Below are 17,725 nucleotides of genomic sequence, written 5' to 3'. Positions count from 1 at the left end.
TTCCATGGGAGGGGTCATGTCCGTTCTGAAGGTTATCCAGGCAAAGCTGGTTTCCATGACGGATGCCGAGCGCCAGATCGGCCAGTTCATCATTGATGATCCCGACCGCATGGTGCAGCTTTCCTCGGCGGAACTGGCGGCTGCCACCGGGCGCAGCCAATCGAGCGTGGTCAAATTTTCCCAGAAGATCGGCTATGACGGCTATCAGCAGCTAAAGCTGGCCGTAACCAAGGCCAAGGCACAGGAATGGCGCTTGCCTTCCGGCATGATCCACGGCACGATCGATGCAGGCGATAACTTCGTCACCATCCAGCAGAAGCTGGTGGCGAGCAAAGTATCTGCCATGCAGCAGACCATGCAGGTAAATGCCGAAGAGGCCGTGACTGAGGCCGTGGCCGCATTGGCAAAGGCGCGCCGAATTCATCTGGCCGGTATTGGTGCCTCATCGCTGGTGGCGCGGGACTTTTCCTATAAGCTGCTGAAGCTTGGTCTGATGGTGCTGATGGATCGCGACCCGCATGTGCAGATGGCGAATGCCGCCTCGCTGGGCGAGAGCGATGTGCTATTCGCCATTTCGCAATCAGGGGGCAACAATGAGACGATCCGGTTGGCAGAACTGGCGCGCACCTGTGGTACCAAGGTAATCACCTTAACAGGCCTGCACGGGAACAAGCTGGCGCAACTGGCCGATATCTCGCTGCATACGGTGGCCGATGAGGAGCGGGTTCGCTCCTCTGCCATTACCTCGCGCGATGCGCAGCTTGCGATCTGCGATCTCGTATTCCTGCTTTTGATTGCCAAGCTTCCCGGCGCGAATGATGCCATCCACGCCAGCGAAGCGGCGGTTTCCATTCTCAAATCGTGAGAACGAGGCGCTACTTGATCGCGCCTGCCGTCATGCCATTGATGAACTGCCGCGACAATGCGATGTAGAGAATGATGATCGGCAGCGCCGAGAGCGTGAGGCCGGAGAATAGCACGCCCCAATCTGTGCCGAATTCGCCCATGAAGGTTGTCAGGCCCTGCGGCAGGGTTTTCAGATTGTTGTTCTGAATGAAGATCAGCGGGAAGAAGAAGTCGTTCCAGATGGGCACGACGTTCTGGATCGCGGCAATCACCATGGCAGGCCGCACCAGGGGCAGCATGATGGACCACATGATGCGCGCCTCGTTCGCTCCATCCATGCGGGCGGCATCTTCCAGCTCATTAGGCAGGCTGCGGATGAAGCCGGTCATGATGAAGACGGTTGTCGGCAGGCCAGTCGCGACATAGATGAAGATCAGCGAGAGGCGGGAGTCGATCAGGCCGAAATCCCGCATCTGGATGAAGAGCGGAATGATGGCGAGCTTCAGCGGCAGCGTCAGGCCCGCAAGAAAGAATAGCAGGATCAGGCCAGAGCCACGAAACTCATAGCGGGCAATAGCATAGGCCGCCATGGTGCCGAGAATGAGGATCAGCGCAATCGACGCGCCGGTGACGATGAGCGAATTGCCCATGTAGAGCAGGAAATCTGTCTCGTTCCAGACCCGCAAAATGCTTTTCACATTGGTGAAGTCGGGGATCGAGAACGGCGACTGGAAGATCTGCGCATTGGTCTTGAACGCGGAAAACACCATGATCACGATTGGCGCCAGCATGACAATGCTGTTGCCGATCAGAAGGATCTGGATGAGGCCATCCCAGCCGAAGGTGCGAAATGTGTTGCTCTCGACGGATTTCCTCATAGCTGGATCTCCCGCTTGCGCAGCCGGATGGTGATGACGCTCGATACAACGGCAATGAACAGGAAAATCAGCACAGCCAGCGCGCTGCCGGGACCGAAATTTTCCGCTGAAGCCGACGTGCTGCCGAAGGCCGTTCGGTAGAAGTAGAGGCCAAGCACATCCGTTGCACCATGGGGCGAACCATCGACACCACCCATGATGAAGGGCAATTCGAACCAGTTGAACGCGCCAACGAAGAGAAGTGTGAAAACGACCGTTGCCGAAGGCGCAACCAGCGGCCAGACGATCTTGCTCATTTTCACCCATTCGCTTTCGGTTTCCATGCGCACCGCATCGAGAATTTCGGAGGGGATGCGCTGCATGCCTGCCAGGAAAACCAGCGTCGGGAAACCGACCATGTGCCAGGCATTGGCAACGACAATCGCAGTCAGGGCAGTCGAATCCTGCCCCAGCCATGGCTGTGCCAATGATCCGAGGCCGACTGCACGAAGCGTGGCATTCACCGCACCGAAGAGCGGATGATAGAACAGTTTCCACAGCAGGCCGACGATGACGGTGGACAGGACCACTGGCAAAAAGACTGCGATGCGGTGAAAACGTGCGCCCCAAAGTTCGCGCCACAGACAGTACGCGAGAATGAAGCCAAGGCCGTTTTGCAGAACCATCAGGGCGAAGAAGACGAAGATATTGTGCTTGAACGCATTGATGGTGCGTTCCGAGAACGGGAACTCGAACAAAACGCGATGGAAATTATCGAACCAGATGAAATCACCACGCGCCAGCCCATGCCATTCATAGAATGCGTAAGCGAAAGCCGACAGGATCGGATAGACGAGAAACAGGCACATGAAGGCGATGGGCGGCACGACGAGCGCCGCAATCCATAATCTTCGACCTGTCAGCTGGCTGGAAATCATCAGACGATCCTGCAAGGCATCGCTACGAAATGGGCCGCTCGCAAACGAGCGGCCCGCTTGTGAGCTTACTTTTTGAACGGTGCGTACCAGGCGGCAAGGCCATCGGTCATCGATTTGCCGACATCGGCCGGGGTCGCCTGACCATTCAACAGCTTGGAGACGCCAGCTTGAATGAGGTTGGAGCCGGTCGGTTCGCCGTAACGGAAGTTCACCAGCGTCATGTATGCGATGGAGTTCTTGTTCAGCTCGGCAACCTTGGCCAGAAGTGGGCTGTCGAAGGTGACGCCCGGAACCGCGGACACATTGCTGAGGCGGTTGGCAAAGGCCTGTGCGAATTCCTTGCTGGCCGCATAGTTGAGGAACTTGATAGCGGCAGCCTCATCCTTCGGCTTGGCATTGGCACCGAAACCCGAATCGAAGAACAGGCCGACGAGCTTCTCGTCTTCCGCTTTCAAGCCGGGAGCCGCGAAGACACCCATCTTGAGGGCCGGGTTCTGCTTGGCAAAGTTTGCCAGTTCGAAGGAGCCGCCTGCAAACATGCCCGCCATGCCGGAGGTAAACAGCTGTTGTGCGGAGGCATAATCAAGACCGACGAAGCCCTCGGGAAAGTATTTGGAGATTTCCTTCAGCTTCGTCAGCGCTTCGACATAACGCTTGTCGTTGAAGTCTGTCTTGCCCGCCATCAGGTCCGCATAGAAGGCTTTGCCCATAATGGATGAGGTGAGGGCCGACACGATGGTTTCGTTCTGCCAGGCGGTTGCCGTGCCGTTTGCAAAGGGCATGATGCCCGCAGCCTTCAGCTTTTCGCAGGCCGCGATGAACTCATCCCAGCTCTTTGGCTCGGTAATGCCGTTCTTCTGGAAGATTTCCGTGTTGTAGATCACCAGCATGGTCTGGCTTGCTGCAGGCACCGCATACAGCGTCTTGTTGGAACGCATGGTAACAGAAGCAAGGGCGGCTCCGGAGAAGCCCTTGACCGCCGGTATCTTGTTGTCATCGAGAGGCATCAGGTATCCAGCGCCGGCAAGACTTTCGATGCCGCCATAGGTGCGCGTCATCATCAGGTCCGGACCCTTGCCGCCGGCAAGTGCAGTGGAAAGCACCGTGTTGTAGTTGGTCGCTTCAAACGCCTCGAACTTGATGGTGATATCGGGGTTCGCCTTGGTGAAATCGGCGAAGAACTTTTCGTATTCAGCCTTGTCTTCCTGGCGCCAGGTCCAGAATGACAGTTCGGTCGCGAAGGTCGCGGTTGCTGACAGAAGGCTTGTGCAGGCGATGGCTGCTCCCAAAAGAAGTCTTTTCATGTGTTCCTCTCTCTTGTTCTATCATTCACAGGGTATTTATCCTCACACCGCCAGGCGTTGTGAGGTCTTGCTGCTGAAGAAGTGGAGCTTGTCTGGCAGGACGCGGATCTTGACCGGCATATCGGGCGCGTATTGCGTATCCGGCGTGCAGCGAATGGAAACCGGTGCCCCTTCGCCCATCTTGACATAGACGTAGGCGCTGTCTCCCAGATATTCGGTATAGACCACCTGGGCGGCAAAGCCTTCGCCCTGCATATCGGAGGAGATGCTCATTCCATCCGGACGCACGCCCATCAGAAACTCACGGTCTGCGGCAGAGGGCAGGCGTGTCAACGAAATCGCGCCAATGCCGGGCGCGATCAACCGATCTCCCTCGCGCTCGACGCCGAGCATCGCCATGCGCGGCGAGCCAATGAAGTTCGCCACGAAAGTGTTGGCCGGCGTCTCATAGAGTTCACGCGGAGAACCGAATTGCTCGATCCGGCCGCCATTCATCACCACAATCCGGTCCGCCAGCGTCATGGCCTCAACCTGGTCATGGGTGACATAGATGGTCGTGCCGCCGATTTCGCGGTGAAGGCGGGCAATCTCAAGCCGCACCTCGGATCGAAGTGCCGCATCAAGGTTTGATAGCGGTTCGTCCAGCAGCAAAAGCTGCGGTTTGCGCACGAGTGCGCGTCCGATGGCAACACGCTGGCGTTGGCCGCCGGAAAGCTCGCGCGGCTTGCGCTCCAGCAACGCCTCCAGGCGCAGCATGCGTGTTGCTTCTGCAATGCGCGCCTCTACCTCCGGCTTGCTCAACCCCATAAGCCGCGCACCGAAGGCCATGTTCTCGTAAACGTTCATATGCGGATAAAGCGCGTAAGACTGGAACACCATGGCAATGCCGCGGCGCGATGGCGCTACCTCGTTCATGCGCTTGTCGTTCAGCAGGAACTCGCCATCTGTAATCTGGTCCAGCCCTGCGATGAGGCGCAGAAGCGTGGATTTTCCGCAGCCGGAAGGGCCAACGAAGACGATGAGTTCGCGATCATTCACATCGAGATCAATGCCATGCAGAACCTCAACGGCCTTGAAACGCTTCTTGATGCCGCGCAGTGACAATCGAGCCAAGTGGCAAACTCCGTGTCTGATCGGTCAAAGCTGGAGGGCAGCGGTTGGCTGCCTCAGCAATTCTTCTATGTGGGAAATCGTTTCCGCCGCACTGGTGTGATGGATGCTGTTCCACCCGAGGCGGCGGGATGTATGAATATTGTCCAGCGTATCGTCGACAAAAATGATCTGGCGTGCTGAAACGTTCTCACGTTCCTGTACAGCAAGATAAATGTCTTCGGCGGGCTTCTCCATGCCCATTTCATGAGACAGGTAGCAGGCGTCGAAAAACTCCGGACCCAGGAGCTCTTCTATGATGTGCCGCCAATGGATGGCTTGCGTGTTCGAAAGGCAAACGACCCGATGCGCCACCCGCAGCTGGCGCACATAGCTGGTCATCTCTTCCAGCACGCCGCTCAGAAGTGCGGTTTCTGCCGCAAGAACTTGTTCAATCGTGAGGCCATAAATGTGTTGAACGCGGTCTAGGTAGTCGTCTTCGCTGATGCGCCCGAGACGAAATTGCATGTTGGCATCAAGCAGATCTGCGTGAGGGGTTGCACTCGCGCTCCACCGCCCGCCTGCCTCAAGAGCCAGACGCCGATTTTCGGCGTTGAGTTCGATAAAAACGCCACCGACATCAAAAACGAAAAGCAGCTGATTGCGCTGTCGTATCTGCCCGCCCATCCAATGCCCTCCACAGGTCAAACCCGTAATGGGAAGGAGAACGCCCTACATCCTTCCGTTCTCGCTCACATTGGCAAATAGCGGAGGAATTATCAATTCCTAATATCGTAAAAATCTAGAATAAAATATTTTTTGGATGCGGGCCGGTCCAATGACCAACCCGCTCCGGAGTGTCAGCTGTTGTGAACAGCCAGTAGATCCTCGTAGCAGGAGGCATTGGCTGCCAGCACGGGATGGCCTTCCATCAGATTCTCACCCGATAATGGATAGGGCAGCACGCGTCCGCCCGCTTCCTGCACGAGGCAGAAGCCCGCCATGCAATCCCACGCCCGCATGACAGGCTCATAATAACCGACCAGCCTGCCGGATGCGACATAGGCGAGCATTAGCGCGCCGGAGCCATTGCGAATGAAGTTGCCGCCGTGCGCCAGAACATTAGTGATAATTTCGCCAACGCGCTCAGGTGTCACATGGTTGTTGCTGCCAATGCCCGTCAGGGCGTTCTGCATGTTGCGGCTCGGGTCCAAAGTCAGAACCTTGCCGTTAAGCGTGGCCCCCTGTCCGGCGGCCGCGGCATATTGCTCTTCCAGGCATGGCACATAAATGACGCCGATGACGGGCCTTTCATCTTTGACGACGGCAATCGAAATGCACCATGTGGGCATGCCGTTGACGAAAGGTGCGGTGCCATCGATCGGATCGACGATCCAGGTATAGCCGGACGTGCCTTCTTCAAGACCGTCTTCCTCGCCCAAAAATCCATCGCTCGGGAAGGTATCCGCTACACGCTGGCGGATGAGTTTTTCGACGTTGCGGTCGGCGATTGAAACGACGTCATGCAGATCGCGCTTTGTTTCGATGACCAGGGTGTCTCGACGGTTGAAATAATCGAGCGCCATGGCGCCTGCTTCGACCCCGAGCGTATTGGCCAGAGAAAAACGTGTCTCGAGGTCGGTATCCATTACAGTCATTTCCATTCCCTTTATGCGTCGATCAGTGCGATACCGCGATTCTTGAACCCGAGTGTGACGTCGCTTGCTGCCGCGAGGCTATGCTCCACATCATGATCGATGATGAACAGCGTGCCGACTTCCGTTTCCACTTCATATTCCACATGGCCGCCCAGATAGGCAGAATGCAGAACGCGGCCGGGTAGGCCCGCACCACCCGACGCGCCAATCTGGATTGCACCGGGGCGTACCGCGAGTTTGGCGCTGCCGCTGCGCGGTTGGCGTGTTGGAACGCGATGTTCGATACTGCCTACGCGGATGACCGCGCTGCTTCCCTCCAGACCAATGACCTCGCATGGAATGACATTCGCCTCGCCCATGAAATCTGCGATGAACGAAGAGGCTGGCGTCTCGTAAAGTTCACGCGGTGCGCCCGATTGCGCGATCTGACCATCCTTCATGACGACGATGCGGTCCGACACGGCTAGTGCTTCATCCTGATCGTGGGTGACATAGACGGCGGTGAAACCGAGACGCTGCTGCAACTCGCGGATCTCGGTGCGCACCCGGCGGCGGAGCCGGGCATCCAGGTTGGAAAGCGGCTCATCCAGCAGCAGAACCTGCGGCTCGAGAACCAGCGCGCGGGCAACTGCCACGCGCTGCTGCTGGCCGCCGGAAAGCTCTGCCGGAAGGCGATGGCCCATTCCGGCCAGGCCTACGAGTTTCAATCCCTCCTCAGCCTTTTCCTTCGCCTCATTCTTCTTGAAACCCGAGGAGAGCAGGCCATAGGCAACATTTTCGACCGCGCTCATGTGCGGAAACAGCGCGTAGGACTGGAAGACCATGGACACATCGCGCTCATTGGCAGGCAGCATCGTGACGTCCTTGCCACCGATCAGGATGCGGCCAGAGGTTGGGTGTTCCAGCCCTGCCAACATGCGCAGTGTGGTTGTCTTGCCGCAACCGGATGGGCCCAGAAGTGTGACCAGAGTACCCGGTTCGATGGTGATCGACAGATCGGGGATGGCTGTGAAAGAGCCGAAGGTTTTGCGGACGTGCTCAAAAACGACGGAACCGGCTTTGAAGTTGATCATGCGGTTTTCTCCTGACCAATAGGAAGAGTTTGTGCCTTTTGCTGTCCTGCAACGCGGTTTTCGCGGCGCAGACGGCGTTCGCCCACCAGAAGCTGGAAGCCTGCGATTACGGTGATCATGACCACGATCAGCATGGACGAGTATGCAATTGCCACGCCGTATTCGCCGTTTTCGACAAGCCCGACGATATAGGACGTCGCCATGTTGTATTGCGCGCTGACGAGGAAGATGACGGCGCTGATGGAGGTGATCGCCCGCACGAAGGAATAGACCAGCGCTGCGGTGATCGCCGGACGAAGCAACGGCAGAACCACCTTGCGGATAGTGCGGAAGCTGTCGGCCCGGAGCGTGAGCGACGCTTCATCAAGGCTCTTGTCCAGCTGGCTCATGGCGGCAATACCGCCGCGCACGCCAACCGGCATGTTGCGGAAAACGAAGCAGGCGATGAGGATGAGGGCGGAGCCCGTCATTTCCAGCGGCGGCAGATTGAAGGCCATAATGTAGCTGACGCCGATAACCGTGCCGGGAATGGCAAAGCTCATCATCAGGGCGAATTCGAACAGGTTGCGACCGGCAAATTTCTGGCGGACGATGATGTAGGCGGTCAGCAGGCCAACGGCAGCCGTCAGCGGTGCCGAGATCAGGGCAATTTCCATCGTCGTCCAGAAGGAATTCCAAGCCACACCAGTCCAGGCAATCTGGCCGTTGTGAATGCCCACCGAGAAGGCGCGGACGTAGTGATCGATGGTCAGCGTGTTATCAAGGCCCCAGGTCTTCACGAAGCCGCCGACGAGGATCATGCCGTAGACGACGACGGTGAAGATCATCCATGGAATGACGATGGCATGCACGCCGATGGAGAGCGAGCGGGGAAGCGCGATATGCGCACCGCTGTCGCCCTTGCCGGTGACGGTCGCGAAGTTCTTGCCAGCCAGCCAGAAGCGCTGTGCCAGGAAGGCGCTGAGCGTGAAGCAAAGCAGTACGACGGCGAGCACGGCGGCACGAGACGGGTCATTCTGCGAACCGACGACAGCGAAAAAGATTTCGGTCGAGAGAACGCCGTGGCTTCCGCCAAGCACCAGCGGGTTGCCGAAATCGGCCATGCTTTCAATGAAACCGATGAGGAAGGCATTGGCGAGGCCGGGTTTCATCAGCGGCAGCGACACCTTCCAGAAGGTGCGCCAGCGATCTGCGCGAAGCGTCTGCGATGCTTCTTCCATGGAGGGGCTGACGCCTTCGACAACGCCGATCAGCACGAGGAAGGAGATAGGCGTGAAGGAAAGCACCTGTGCGATCCAGATGCCGGTCATGCCGTAGAGCCAGCGACCCGGTTCTATGCCGAACCAATGCGACAGGGTTTCCGTCACGACACCGGCGCGACCGAAGAGCAGCGTCAACGCAAGACCGATGACGAAGGGCGGCGTGATGATCGGCAGAACGGTCAGCAGCCGCAGACCCTTCTTGAACGGAAAGCGCGTGCGTGTTGCAACCAGAGCAAAGGCAAGGCCAAGAATGGTCGAGCCGGTCGCCGTCATGATCGCGAGGAAAAGTGTACGCCAGGCAACGCCGCAGCGTGCACCGCCCACAAGGCATTCGAGGCTCCAGATGCCGGGGTCGCGCATGTTCTTGATGAAGCCGTCAGGATTGAACGAGCCATCAAAATCCTGAAGCGCTGCCACCATCATGCTGCCGATGGGATAGAAAACGAAGACACCGACAAGGAAGATGAGGGAGGTGATACACGAAACGATGAAGGCATCGCCCTTCATGAAGCCGCGTTCCGCCAGACCGAAAGACAGCGTCAGGACAAAGACGAATGCCAGCAGAACGGCGCCTGCCCCCATGGAAGGTTGCCCATCGGCAAGTGTTCCGAACAATCGCTCGCTGATCGACCATGTGAAGCCGGAAAAGCCGATCGCCAACCCCTGCAAGGTCAAGAAGGCAAGTCCGAGGCTACCCGCTCCGACCAGCACTGCGCCCCGCTTGGCCGGATCCTTGATCATGCGCGCAAAGCCAGCGAGCGCCATGAACACGACGGCGCCCAGAAGCCAGAAGCGCCCGAAGGAAGCGATTTGTATGAGGCCCGGTGCACTGCCCTTCGACATGGGAAAAGAAGAGAGCCAGCTAAGGCCGAAGAAGCCGCCATCGATGCGGTACCATGGGACAAGCGTCAGCGCCGCTGCCCCCAGAGCCAGAACAATATCCAGCCTGCGATTGCCATGTCTCATGGTCAACCTCTTGTTTTGGGATGTCTTTGTAGGAAAGAAGAGGCTGCCGGCGCACGGTCTCGTGCACCGCCAGTCTTACTTCATCGGATTAGTTGGCAACTGCGCCGACTTCCTTGTCCCACCGTTCCAGCAGCGCCTTGCGCTTGGCAGGTTCGCCATAGGTCTTGAAGTCGTAGTTGATCAGCTTGATATCCTCGAAACGCGGAGCTTCCTTCGGAATCTCGGCCTTCTTGTTGGATGGTAGCTGGAACGACTTGGCATCCTTCATGCGCGACTGGACTTCCGGCTTTAGAGACCAGTCATACCAGATCTTGGCATTTTCCATGTTCTTCGCACCCTTGACGATCGACATGGAGCCGATTTCGTAGCCAGTGCCTTCACAGGGCGCGACGGACTTGACGGGGAACCCTTCTGCGGTCTGTGCCACAGCGTCATGCATGAAGACGATGCCGAGCGCCGTTTCACCGCGCGCCGCCGCCTTAACGGGCGCAGAGCCGGACTTGGTGTACTGCGAGATATTGGTGTTCAGCTTCTTCAGATAGTCGAAAGCCTTGTCTTCACCCATGATCTGCACGAGAGAGGCAAGCGCTGTGTAAGCGGTGCCGGACGAATTGGGGTTGGCGATCTGGATTTCGCCCTTCAGTTCCGGTGCCAGAAGATCTGCCCAGCACTTCGGCTCCTTGTAGCCCTTGGTCTTGAAGATTTCCGTGTTGTAACCCCAGCCCAGAGCGCCGGCATAAACGCCGACCGTCTTGTAGCCAGCGCTCTCAGCCTGGCTCTTTGCCCAGTCCGTCAACTGATCGAGCATTGGCGACTTGTATTCCTGCGTCAGGTTTTCAGACGCTGCCTGGAGATGGGGGTCACCGGTGCCTGCCCACCAGAGGTCGGTCTTCGGGTTGCGGGCTTCAGCGCGGATCTTGGCATAGGCTTCGCCGGATGACATGCGTACCATGTTGACCTTGATGTCATGCGCCTTTTCGAAGTCGCCCTTCATCTGTTCGCAGATAACGACGTCGGCGGCGCAGATCAGGTTCAATTCGCCCGCTGCGTGAGCGGGAATGGCGCTAAGTGCCGTGCCTGCAAAGAGCAGGGTGGAAAGAAGTGTCAGGCGCATAAGGTCTCCTCCTGTTTTAAGCGTCTGGTCGAAAACTCCAGGCAAGGCTTCGCCGGTCGGCTGGCTGATGGGGGCTGCCGAGGTGATAGAAAAGCCTTGCAAGGTTACTGGGTAGGCGGGTGGATCTCCGTATCGAAGCGGGCAAGCAGCCTGCTTCGCTCTTCCGGGGAGCCAAAGGTGGCGAAATCGTAATCCACCATCTTGATCAACGAGATATCCGGCGCTCCGGGCGGAAGCGATGCTTTCGAGTTCGAGGGCACCTGGTTCTGGTCTGCCTGCGCCCCGGTTGCCTGTCCCTCTGGGCTTAAAGCGAAGTCGACGAAGCGCCTGGCCAGATCGCGGTTCTTCGTGCCCAGCACGATGCTGACTGCGCCGATTTCATAGCCTGTCCCTTCGCAAGGGGCGACAATCACGAGTGGCGCACCCGCTTCCTTTTGGGTCACGGCGTCGTGCATGAAGGATATGCCGATCAGCGTTTCTCCCCGGGCCGCCGCCTTGACCGGTGCAGAACCTGCCTTGGTATAGTCCACGATGTTGCGGTCCAGCGCCTTCATGTAAGAAAAGGCTTCATCTTCCCCGAAAAGCTGGATCAGCGTTGCAAGCGTTGTGAAGGCGGTTCCTGACGAATTTGGATTGCCGGACTGGATCCTGCCGCGATAGGCTTCGCTGGTCAGGTCTTTCCAGCAGTTAGGCGCTGTAAGATTGGATTTCTTGAGAAGCTCCGAATTGTAAGCAAAGCCTAGAGCACCGGCATAGATTCCGGCCGCGCGTCCTCCAGACATATCGAAGAAGTTCTGTGCCCAGGGGAGTACATCGGTTTCGTGTTTCGAGGTGTAGGCTTCCAGCAGGTTTTCCGATGCCGCTTGCAGATGCGTATCGCCGGTGCCGCCCCACCAGACATCGACGCTCGGATTGTTCTTTTCCAGGCGGATCTGATCGAGGATTTCACCGGTGCTTTTACGCAGCATGGAAACGGTCAGGCCGCTATGGCGCTCGAAGGCCCGCTTCATGGTCACGCACCAGGCCTCATCCACCCCGCAAAGGATGTTGAGCGGCTCTGATCTTGCTTGCGAGCCGAAAGCCAGTGTAGTCACCAGCCCCAGCGCAATTGCGCCCACTCTGAACACGTTGTCCTCCCCGCCGGAACCTCCCCGTTCCGTATGTTCCGAACATCGCACAGGAGACGGAATTCACAATCCCCGGAATGGTTACTGATTTTTCACTGCGCTGCCGAACGACATGTCAAACCTTACAAATATTACAAAAGTGACATGTCTGGTCATCAGCCAGCCTTTGATCATTTCCGGTAAGCCCCTTAATATCATGGCGGGGAGGACTACAGCGTGCTGATTGAGAAGATAAAGATTCTGATCGTCGAGGACGATCCGGATATGGCGGAGCTTATTTCCGATCTGGTGGAGGCGGAAGGCTGGGAGCCTCGTCTGGCCGCTTCCGCAGAACTTGCCATGGATCTTCTGACTGCGGAGCCGGTGCACCTCATTCTGGTCGATCATAATCTGCCCGGCATCTCCGGCCGTGCCTTTGCGCAGCGGGTTCGCGCCCAGATGAATGTGGGCATCGTGATGGTAACGGCTGCCGGAAGCGCGACAGATCGCGTGCTTGGCCTTGAAACGGCGGCCGACGATTATGTGGTCAAACCGTTCGAGCCCATCGAACTGACGGCGCGCATCAAGGCCGTGCTTCGCCGCACCATTCCCTCGCTCAAGGCGGAAAAGGAAGCGGAGCGCGATCACGGCAACCCGTCTCTCCGGCTTGGCGACTGGCTTATTGACCTCGCGGCGCGGCGGGCCGTGTGCATGAGCGACCGCAGCAAGACGCTGACCGCCGCAGAATTCGCGCTTCTCGAAATTCTTGCCGAGACGCCCAATCAGCCTGTCAGCCGCGCCCATATTCTGGATCGGCTCGGGGCCGAGACAGACCGCTTCATCGACCGAAACGTGGATGTACTGGTGCTTCGGCTGCGGCGAAAGATCGAGCGCAATCCCGATCTGCCGCTCCACATCAAGACACGGCGCGGGAAGGGTTATGTGCTGCACACCGATGACGGTGAGTTAGCGCCTTGATCAACCGGCTCTTCCTATCCTCGATCGCCTTTCGTCTGCCCTTTGCCATCGCCTTCATCTGTGCATCGGTGGTGGTGCTGTCTGCGGTGGCCATTTACGGCTTGCAAAAGGCGCGTACAGAAATGGCGACCTACAGTCTCCAGGCCTTTTCCAGCCTCGCCAGAGCCTCGCTGGTCTCACGGCAGGTGTCTGATCTGGTGTCGAGTGCGCCGTTTCTGATGAACGCGACGTCCCCCTATCGGGTTTCCAGCGAAAGCCGGGCAGTCGTCGCGCAGGTTGATGGGCTGTTGCAGGCCATGGAGCCGCAGAAGGATGACGATTTCATCCGGGGTTTTTCCAATCGGCATATTCGAGACCTCTTGCAGGAGATTCGCACCCAGACACTGGCCCTTGCTGCGGATGCAGAGGCCGCGCAGGCCCGCAAGGCTGATGCGGCGGCGGCGCTTGGTGAGATTGCGACGGGTCGCAATATTGCCGATCTCGAACTGCGGCGGCGGCTGAACACAATCGTCCAATCTGCTTCCAATTCCGACAGCCTGTTCCAACTCGGTGAGCTGAAGCGCCGCTACGTCTCGGAGACAGCGCTGTTCAAAAGTCTTGTCGATGCCGGTCCAAGCCTGCCATTGGCAGAGCTTCAGCCCTACGAGCGGGTATTCCAGGCGCAAACGGAATATCTGCTGGAAATGTTCTCGATCCGGGGCGCTGTCGCGCGGCTCCATTCCGTCTCCCGCGACTTGTCGCACGCAACGGAAATGCAGACGGAAGCCGTGGCCAAGGGGCTGAACGAGGGGCTGACATCCGCCTCCAACGCGCTCAGCCGTCTTCTGGTCATGGTGGCACTGGCCTCGCTGCTGGTGCTGATATTGGCGACAATCTCGATCCGCTCGGTCATGCGCGTTTCACGCGGTATCGTTGCGCTTTCCAACGGAATGAATGCGCTGGCGAAGGGGGAGCAGAATGTCGGCCTGCCCGCCTATACCGGTAGCGAAACCGAACTGGTACATCTTTCCGATGCTTTCCGCGCCTTCAAGGAAAGTGTGGATCGTGTCTCGCGCCTTCGTAGAACCGCGGAGGCTGCGGCGCGCACAATCCGCTCTACCTTCAGATCCATGAATGAGGGGATCGCCCTCTTTGACCCGGTTGGCAGGCCCATTACCATGAACCGCCGGGTGATTGAACTCGTCGGGCGCACCGGGTCTTCGCGCAAGTACCCGCTGCGCCGGTTTGTGGAAACGATTCCGGAGATCGACCCATCGCTTCTGCCAACCCATGGGGATGCGGGTGCGCTGACCGAGCGTTTCGTGGTGCGCCAGCGCACGCCTGACCAGCGCGTCATCGAAGTGGCGCTGTCGCGCCAGCCGGATGGTGGTATAGTGCTGCTGGCTCGCGATGTCACCGCGCTGGACCGTCAGGAGACGGAAGCCGCCAAGGCGCAGCGACTGGATGGCTTCATGCGCATGACCCACCAGTTGAGCCATGAAGTCGGCAACATGATCGGCATCATAACGGGTAGCCTGGGTCTTCTGGAGCGTGAAGCCGGCTTCAACGAGCGCCAGAGACGGCACATCAACCGCATCCGCAAGGCCGCCGATCGCGGTAGCTCGCTTGCCAGCAGCATGTTGTCGATCGGTAGTCAGCAGCCGATCAATCCGGTGCTGATCGATATCGGCGCAGTGCTGAAAGGCATGATGGACGTGCTGGAAATTGCCGTGGGCAGCCGTAGCCGCGTTTCGTTGCAGCTTGAAGAGCCGCTGCCGCCTGTGGCTCTCGATGCCGCGCTCTTTGAGCAGTCCATCCTCAACCTCTGTCTGAATTCGGCGGCTGCGATGCCCGATGGCGGAGAGATTAGCGTATGCGCGCGGGTGCAGACAGCGACACTCGTCGTATCGGTTCAGGACACGGGGCTTGGAATGAGTGCTGAAGCCATCGACAGGGCATTCGAGCCGTACTTTACCACAAGAGGCAACGATGGCGGCGCCGGGTTAGGGCTTGCCGTCGTCTACGGTTTCGTTCGCCAGAGCGGCGGGGAAGCAAACATAGCCTCGACGTTGAACGAGGGGACGACAGTCGAGCTTCGTTTTCCAGTTGGATAACAGAACGGATCTGACCATCGACCAGGATGGTCAGATCCTTCTATTTCAGGCCGCGACGGATGTCTTGGTCTTCGCCGCATCTCTTTCGTTGAGGTATGTGATCAAATCCTCGATCGCGATCAATGGCAGACCATGTTCCTTCGCGAAGATCAGCAGATCGGGCAGGCGGGCCATCGTGCCGTCATCCTTCGCCACCTCGCAAATGACGCCGGCCGGAAAGCGACCTGCCAGTTTGCACAGTTCGACCGCCGCCTCGGTATGGCCGGGACGAACGCGTACGCCACCCTGCTTGGCGCGAAGCGGGAACATGTGACCTGGACGTGCAAACTCCTCCGGCTTCGATTTGGGATCCACAAGTGCGCGCACTGTGGCTGCACGATCGGCTGCGGAGATGCCGGTCGTCGTTCCCGGCAGATAGTCGACAGATACGGTGAACGCCGTTTTATGAAGCTCAGTGTTATTCGGCACCATCAAGGGGAGCTCGAGTTGATCGATACGCTCGCCCTCCATCGCGATACAAACGAGGCCGCGCGCCTTGTTCATCATAAAAACGATGTGTTCGGATGTGGTGGAATCAGCAGCGACGATGATGTCGCCTTCATTCTCGCGGCTATGATCGTCGACCACGATAATCATCTTGCCGCTTTCGATTGCGGCGACCGCTTCTTCAATACTGGAAAAACTCATTTCAACTTGCCTTTCAAGGGTTAAGCCGTTTCCGGCTGCGTTCTTTGCGTATCCTTTCGGGAACACGCGAAAACTGCCCTTGGGCGAACAGGCATTCACACGCGCAGGCCACGGCGGCCCGAGCGCACTCTGCTTGCTCTCTTCCATCCGGACTATACCGTCGGCTCCGGAGTTGCACCGGATCTGCTGACCCTTCACCTCATCGGCAAAGGCGCTCGCGGGCTCGAAGAAAACTCTCCTTACCGCCGGTGGGGAATTTCACCCCGCCCTGAGAACGTCTACAAGATAGGTAGATTATCGTCTCTATTGCAAGTACTTTTCTGAAGAAATCGGTACGGAAACTGTTAACGATCGAAAAATTCGCGCCATTGGTTTTCGCCGACAAAACAGTCCGATTTGGGTTCTGCCGCGATCTTCCATATATCGGCTGGCTGCTGCAGCCCGCTGACTTCCATGATCAGCTTCCGCCGGACAGCCACTTCGAAATCCTCGATCTTCTGGACGGGCAACACGAATGATCCCGGTCCTCCGATGACGCAATCCTTGTAATATCGATCAAGACCCGTTGTCGTGCCAGAGGGACGCAAAACAAGCGCCAAGCCATTGATGATGATACCTGACGCTATGGCCTGATCGCGTGCACTTTCGACGGGTGCACCCATGTTGTTCGGGCCATCGCCTGACACATCGATGACCTTGCGCAGTCCTTCGAACCGGTTTCCACCGATCGTCGATGTACCATAAGTAATGGCAGCAGATATGGATGTGCGCCGTTGTGTGGCAATCGGCCTTGCCGCCAGTTTATCTGCGAAAGCTTTTGCATCCGCGCCGGTCTCGATGATTTGCCAATCAAGAACGGAAGACGGGTCTACTTCGCCCGCCCATTCATAGTAGGTGATGGCGATCTTGCCAATCAGCCCCATCTTTACCGCATTGATGAATTCCGGATGCTGAAGAGCCGCCACATAGCCTTCACGCTGTATTCTGACTTCTTCATAGTCCATGGAGCGGGATGTATCGACGGCGAGAACCAGTTCGACATCCACCTCATTGCCGCGCGTGGCGACGGGGGCGCTATGAAGGCTGGTCAGGCTCAAGAGGACTGCAAGTGTGGAAAGCATGGCATTCTCTTCACAAGCATTCGGATATTCGCAACTTTAACACAGGTTGCGCCCAGCACGAGTGAGCGAATGAACAGCCATTTCACATTTCGGTGAAAGCTTGGGCTCTTACAGTTTTGTGAGGTCGGTGGGCCTGTTCTGGAGTATGGCCTCCATCGAGAAGAAGCCGGTAACGGTCGAGAAGTCGAAGTCGGTGATGAGCTTCTGATAGAAGGCGTCATAGCCGCGCATTCCGCGCGTCACGACTTTCAGCAGATAGTCCCAATCTCCGCCAATACGATAGAAGTCTACGACCTCCGGCAGTCTGTCCACGTGCTTGCGAAACGCCTCCGCCCAATCCTTGGAATGATGACGTGTGCGGATCATGACGAAGACGGTGAGATCGAGGCCCACCGCGGGAAGGTCGACCGACGCCTGCGACCCGGTAATTACGCCGCTTTCCTGTAAACGCTGCAGCCGCCGTCCGCAGGCGTTCTGGGACAGCCCTACCTGCTCGGCCAGTTCACGCTGGGAAAGAGCACCGTTGATTTGCAGACACGTGAGAATACGTCGATCAATGCTATCGATTTTTGCAACTTCTTGGGTCATTTGAAACAAGCTCCAGCAAATTTCGGTAAAAATAGAGGATGAAAC

The 17,725-nt window shown here is 57.8% G+C and carries 16 protein-coding genes and 1 riboswitch; of the genes, 3 read left to right on the top strand and 13 right to left on the bottom strand.

The annotated features are described in order from the left end of the window. Nucleotides 1-16 precede the first annotated feature (16 nt). Nucleotides 17-865, top strand: coding sequence for a MurR/RpiR family transcriptional regulator (locus tag E8M78_RS05330; RefSeq protein ID WP_137134082.1), 849 nt, complete (start codon nucleotides 17-19; stop codon nucleotides 863-865). Between the two features lie 10 nt (nucleotides 866-875). On the opposite strand, the gene E8M78_RS05325 is transcribed toward E8M78_RS05330, so the two are convergent. From E8M78_RS05325 to E8M78_RS05280, 10 genes are all read right to left on the bottom strand, one after another. Beyond that, nucleotides 876-1,724: a carbohydrate ABC transporter permease gene (locus E8M78_RS05325; RefSeq protein ID WP_137134081.1), complete on the bottom strand. Its 849-nt coding sequence runs from the start codon at nucleotides 1,722-1,724 to the stop codon at nucleotides 876-878. After that, entirely contained in the window at nucleotides 1,721-2,641 is a 921-nt protein-coding gene (locus tag E8M78_RS05320; RefSeq protein ID WP_137134080.1) for a sugar ABC transporter permease, read from the bottom strand. The genes E8M78_RS05325 and E8M78_RS05320 overlap by 4 nt, the downstream gene beginning before the upstream one ends. A gap of 65 nt (nucleotides 2,642-2,706) precedes the next feature. Then, nucleotides 2,707-3,945 carry an extracellular solute-binding protein gene (locus E8M78_RS05315; RefSeq protein ID WP_137134079.1) on the bottom strand — a complete coding sequence of 413 codons (1,239 nt, stop codon included), beginning with the start codon at nucleotides 3,943-3,945 and terminating at the stop codon, nucleotides 2,707-2,709. A 42-nt stretch (nucleotides 3,946-3,987) separates the two neighbouring features. Beyond that, nucleotides 3,988-5,058 (bottom strand): sn-glycerol-3-phosphate ABC transporter ATP-binding protein UgpC, encoded by a 1,071-nt coding sequence (gene ugpC, locus E8M78_RS05310; protein WP_137134078.1) that lies wholly within the window; start codon nucleotides 5,056-5,058, stop codon nucleotides 3,988-3,990. A gap of 24 nt (nucleotides 5,059-5,082) precedes the next feature. Next, entirely contained in the window at nucleotides 5,083-5,721 is a 639-nt protein-coding gene (locus E8M78_RS05305; protein WP_137134077.1) for an HAD-IA family hydrolase, read from the bottom strand. 173 nt (nucleotides 5,722-5,894) lie between these two features. After that, complete coding sequence (locus tag E8M78_RS05300) at nucleotides 5,895-6,692, bottom strand: inositol monophosphatase family protein (RefSeq protein ID WP_137134076.1); 798 nt, start codon at nucleotides 6,690-6,692, stop codon at nucleotides 5,895-5,897. An 11-nt stretch (nucleotides 6,693-6,703) separates the two neighbouring features. Continuing rightward, nucleotides 6,704-7,765, bottom strand: coding sequence for an ABC transporter ATP-binding protein (locus E8M78_RS05295; protein WP_137134075.1), 1,062 nt, complete (start codon nucleotides 7,763-7,765; stop codon nucleotides 6,704-6,706). Further along, nucleotides 7,762-9,993 (bottom strand): iron ABC transporter permease, encoded by a 2,232-nt coding sequence (locus tag E8M78_RS05290; protein WP_137134074.1) that lies wholly within the window; start codon nucleotides 9,991-9,993, stop codon nucleotides 7,762-7,764. Before E8M78_RS05290 ends, E8M78_RS05295 begins: the two co-directional genes overlap by 4 nt. An 88-nt stretch (nucleotides 9,994-10,081) precedes the next feature. Then, nucleotides 10,082-11,107: an ABC transporter substrate-binding protein gene (locus tag E8M78_RS05285; protein WP_137134073.1), complete on the bottom strand. Its 1,026-nt coding sequence runs from the start codon at nucleotides 11,105-11,107 to the stop codon at nucleotides 10,082-10,084. 104 nt (nucleotides 11,108-11,211) lie between these two features. Continuing rightward, nucleotides 11,212-12,117, bottom strand: coding sequence for an ABC transporter substrate-binding protein (locus tag E8M78_RS05280; protein WP_137134117.1), 906 nt, complete (start codon nucleotides 12,115-12,117; stop codon nucleotides 11,212-11,214). Between the two features lie 333 nt (nucleotides 12,118-12,450). Between E8M78_RS05280 and E8M78_RS05275 the strand changes: the two genes are divergently transcribed. Together E8M78_RS05275 and E8M78_RS05270 are read left to right on the top strand one after the other, a co-directional pair. Further along, nucleotides 12,451-13,191: a response regulator transcription factor gene (locus E8M78_RS05275; protein ID WP_137134072.1), complete on the top strand. Its 741-nt coding sequence runs from the start codon at nucleotides 12,451-12,453 to the stop codon at nucleotides 13,189-13,191. Next, the gene (locus tag E8M78_RS05270) at nucleotides 13,188-15,284 is read left to right on the top strand and encodes an ATP-binding protein (RefSeq protein ID WP_137134071.1); all 2,097 of its coding nucleotides are present in this window, start codon (nucleotides 13,188-13,190) and stop codon (nucleotides 15,282-15,284) included. Before E8M78_RS05275 ends, E8M78_RS05270 begins: the two co-directional genes overlap by 4 nt. Before the next feature lie 45 nt (nucleotides 15,285-15,329). Here E8M78_RS05270 and ribB read toward each other — a convergent pair whose 3' ends face one another. The 3 genes from ribB to E8M78_RS05255 all read right to left on the bottom strand — a co-directional run bounded on the left by ribB (nucleotide 15,330) and on the right by E8M78_RS05255 (nucleotide 17,680). Further along, the gene (gene ribB / locus E8M78_RS05265; protein WP_137134070.1) at nucleotides 15,330-15,971 is read right to left on the bottom strand and encodes a 3,4-dihydroxy-2-butanone-4-phosphate synthase; all 642 of its coding nucleotides are present in this window, start codon (nucleotides 15,969-15,971) and stop codon (nucleotides 15,330-15,332) included. A 131-nt stretch (nucleotides 15,972-16,102) separates the two neighbouring features. After that, nucleotides 16,103-16,251: riboswitch (FMN riboswitch) on the bottom strand. 64 nt (nucleotides 16,252-16,315) lie between these two features. Beyond that, on the bottom strand, nucleotides 16,316-17,092 hold the full coding sequence (locus E8M78_RS05260; protein ID WP_137134069.1) for a DUF1194 domain-containing protein: 777 nt from the start codon (nucleotides 17,090-17,092) through the stop codon (nucleotides 16,316-16,318). Between the two features lie 108 nt (nucleotides 17,093-17,200). Next, on the bottom strand, nucleotides 17,201-17,680 hold the full coding sequence (locus E8M78_RS05255) for an Lrp/AsnC family transcriptional regulator (protein ID WP_137134068.1): 480 nt from the start codon (nucleotides 17,678-17,680) through the stop codon (nucleotides 17,201-17,203). Between the last annotated feature and the right edge of the window lie 45 nt (nucleotides 17,681-17,725).

It is taken from the genome of Rhizobium sp. FKY42 (assembly GCF_005222835.1).
Taxonomy (GTDB): domain Bacteria; phylum Pseudomonadota; class Alphaproteobacteria; order Rhizobiales; family Rhizobiaceae; genus Neorhizobium.
This window is presented reverse-complemented; position numbering and strand designations above follow the sequence as displayed.

Bases quoted from the DNA above. Each gene is read 5' to 3' on its own strand.
- E8M78_RS05330 (WP_137134082.1), top strand. From the start codon at position 17: ATGTCCGTTCTGAAGGTTATCCAGGCAAAGCTGGTTTCCATGACGGAT.
- E8M78_RS05325 (WP_137134081.1), bottom strand. From the start codon at position 1,724: ATGAGGAAATCCGTCGAGAGCAACACATTTCGCACCTTCGGCTGGGAT.
- E8M78_RS05320 (WP_137134080.1), bottom strand. From the start codon at position 2,641: ATGATTTCCAGCCAGCTGACAGGTCGAAGATTATGGATTGCGGCGCTC.
- E8M78_RS05315 (WP_137134079.1), bottom strand. From the start codon at position 3,945: ATGAAAAGACTTCTTTTGGGAGCAGCCATCGCCTGCACAAGCCTTCTG.
- E8M78_RS05305 (WP_137134077.1), bottom strand. From the start codon at position 5,721: ATGGGCGGGCAGATACGACAGCGCAATCAGCTGCTTTTCGTTTTTGAT.
- E8M78_RS05300 (WP_137134076.1), bottom strand. From the start codon at position 6,692: ATGACTGTAATGGATACCGACCTCGAGACACGTTTTTCTCTGGCCAAT.
- E8M78_RS05295 (WP_137134075.1), bottom strand. From the start codon at position 7,765: ATGATCAACTTCAAAGCCGGTTCCGTCGTTTTTGAGCACGTCCGCAAA.
- E8M78_RS05290 (WP_137134074.1), bottom strand. From the start codon at position 9,993: ATGAGACATGGCAATCGCAGGCTGGATATTGTTCTGGCTCTGGGGGCA.
- E8M78_RS05285 (WP_137134073.1), bottom strand. From the start codon at position 11,107: ATGCGCCTGACACTTCTTTCCACCCTGCTCTTTGCAGGCACGGCACTT.
- E8M78_RS05280 (WP_137134117.1), bottom strand. From the start codon at position 12,117: ATGAAGCGGGCCTTCGAGCGCCATAGCGGCCTGACCGTTTCCATGCTG.
- ribB (WP_137134070.1), bottom strand. From the start codon at position 15,971: ATGAGTTTTTCCAGTATTGAAGAAGCGGTCGCCGCAATCGAAAGCGGC.
- E8M78_RS05260 (WP_137134069.1), bottom strand. From the start codon at position 17,092: ATGCTTTCCACACTTGCAGTCCTCTTGAGCCTGACCAGCCTTCATAGC.
- E8M78_RS05255 (WP_137134068.1), bottom strand. From the start codon at position 17,680: ATGACCCAAGAAGTTGCAAAAATCGATAGCATTGATCGACGTATTCTC.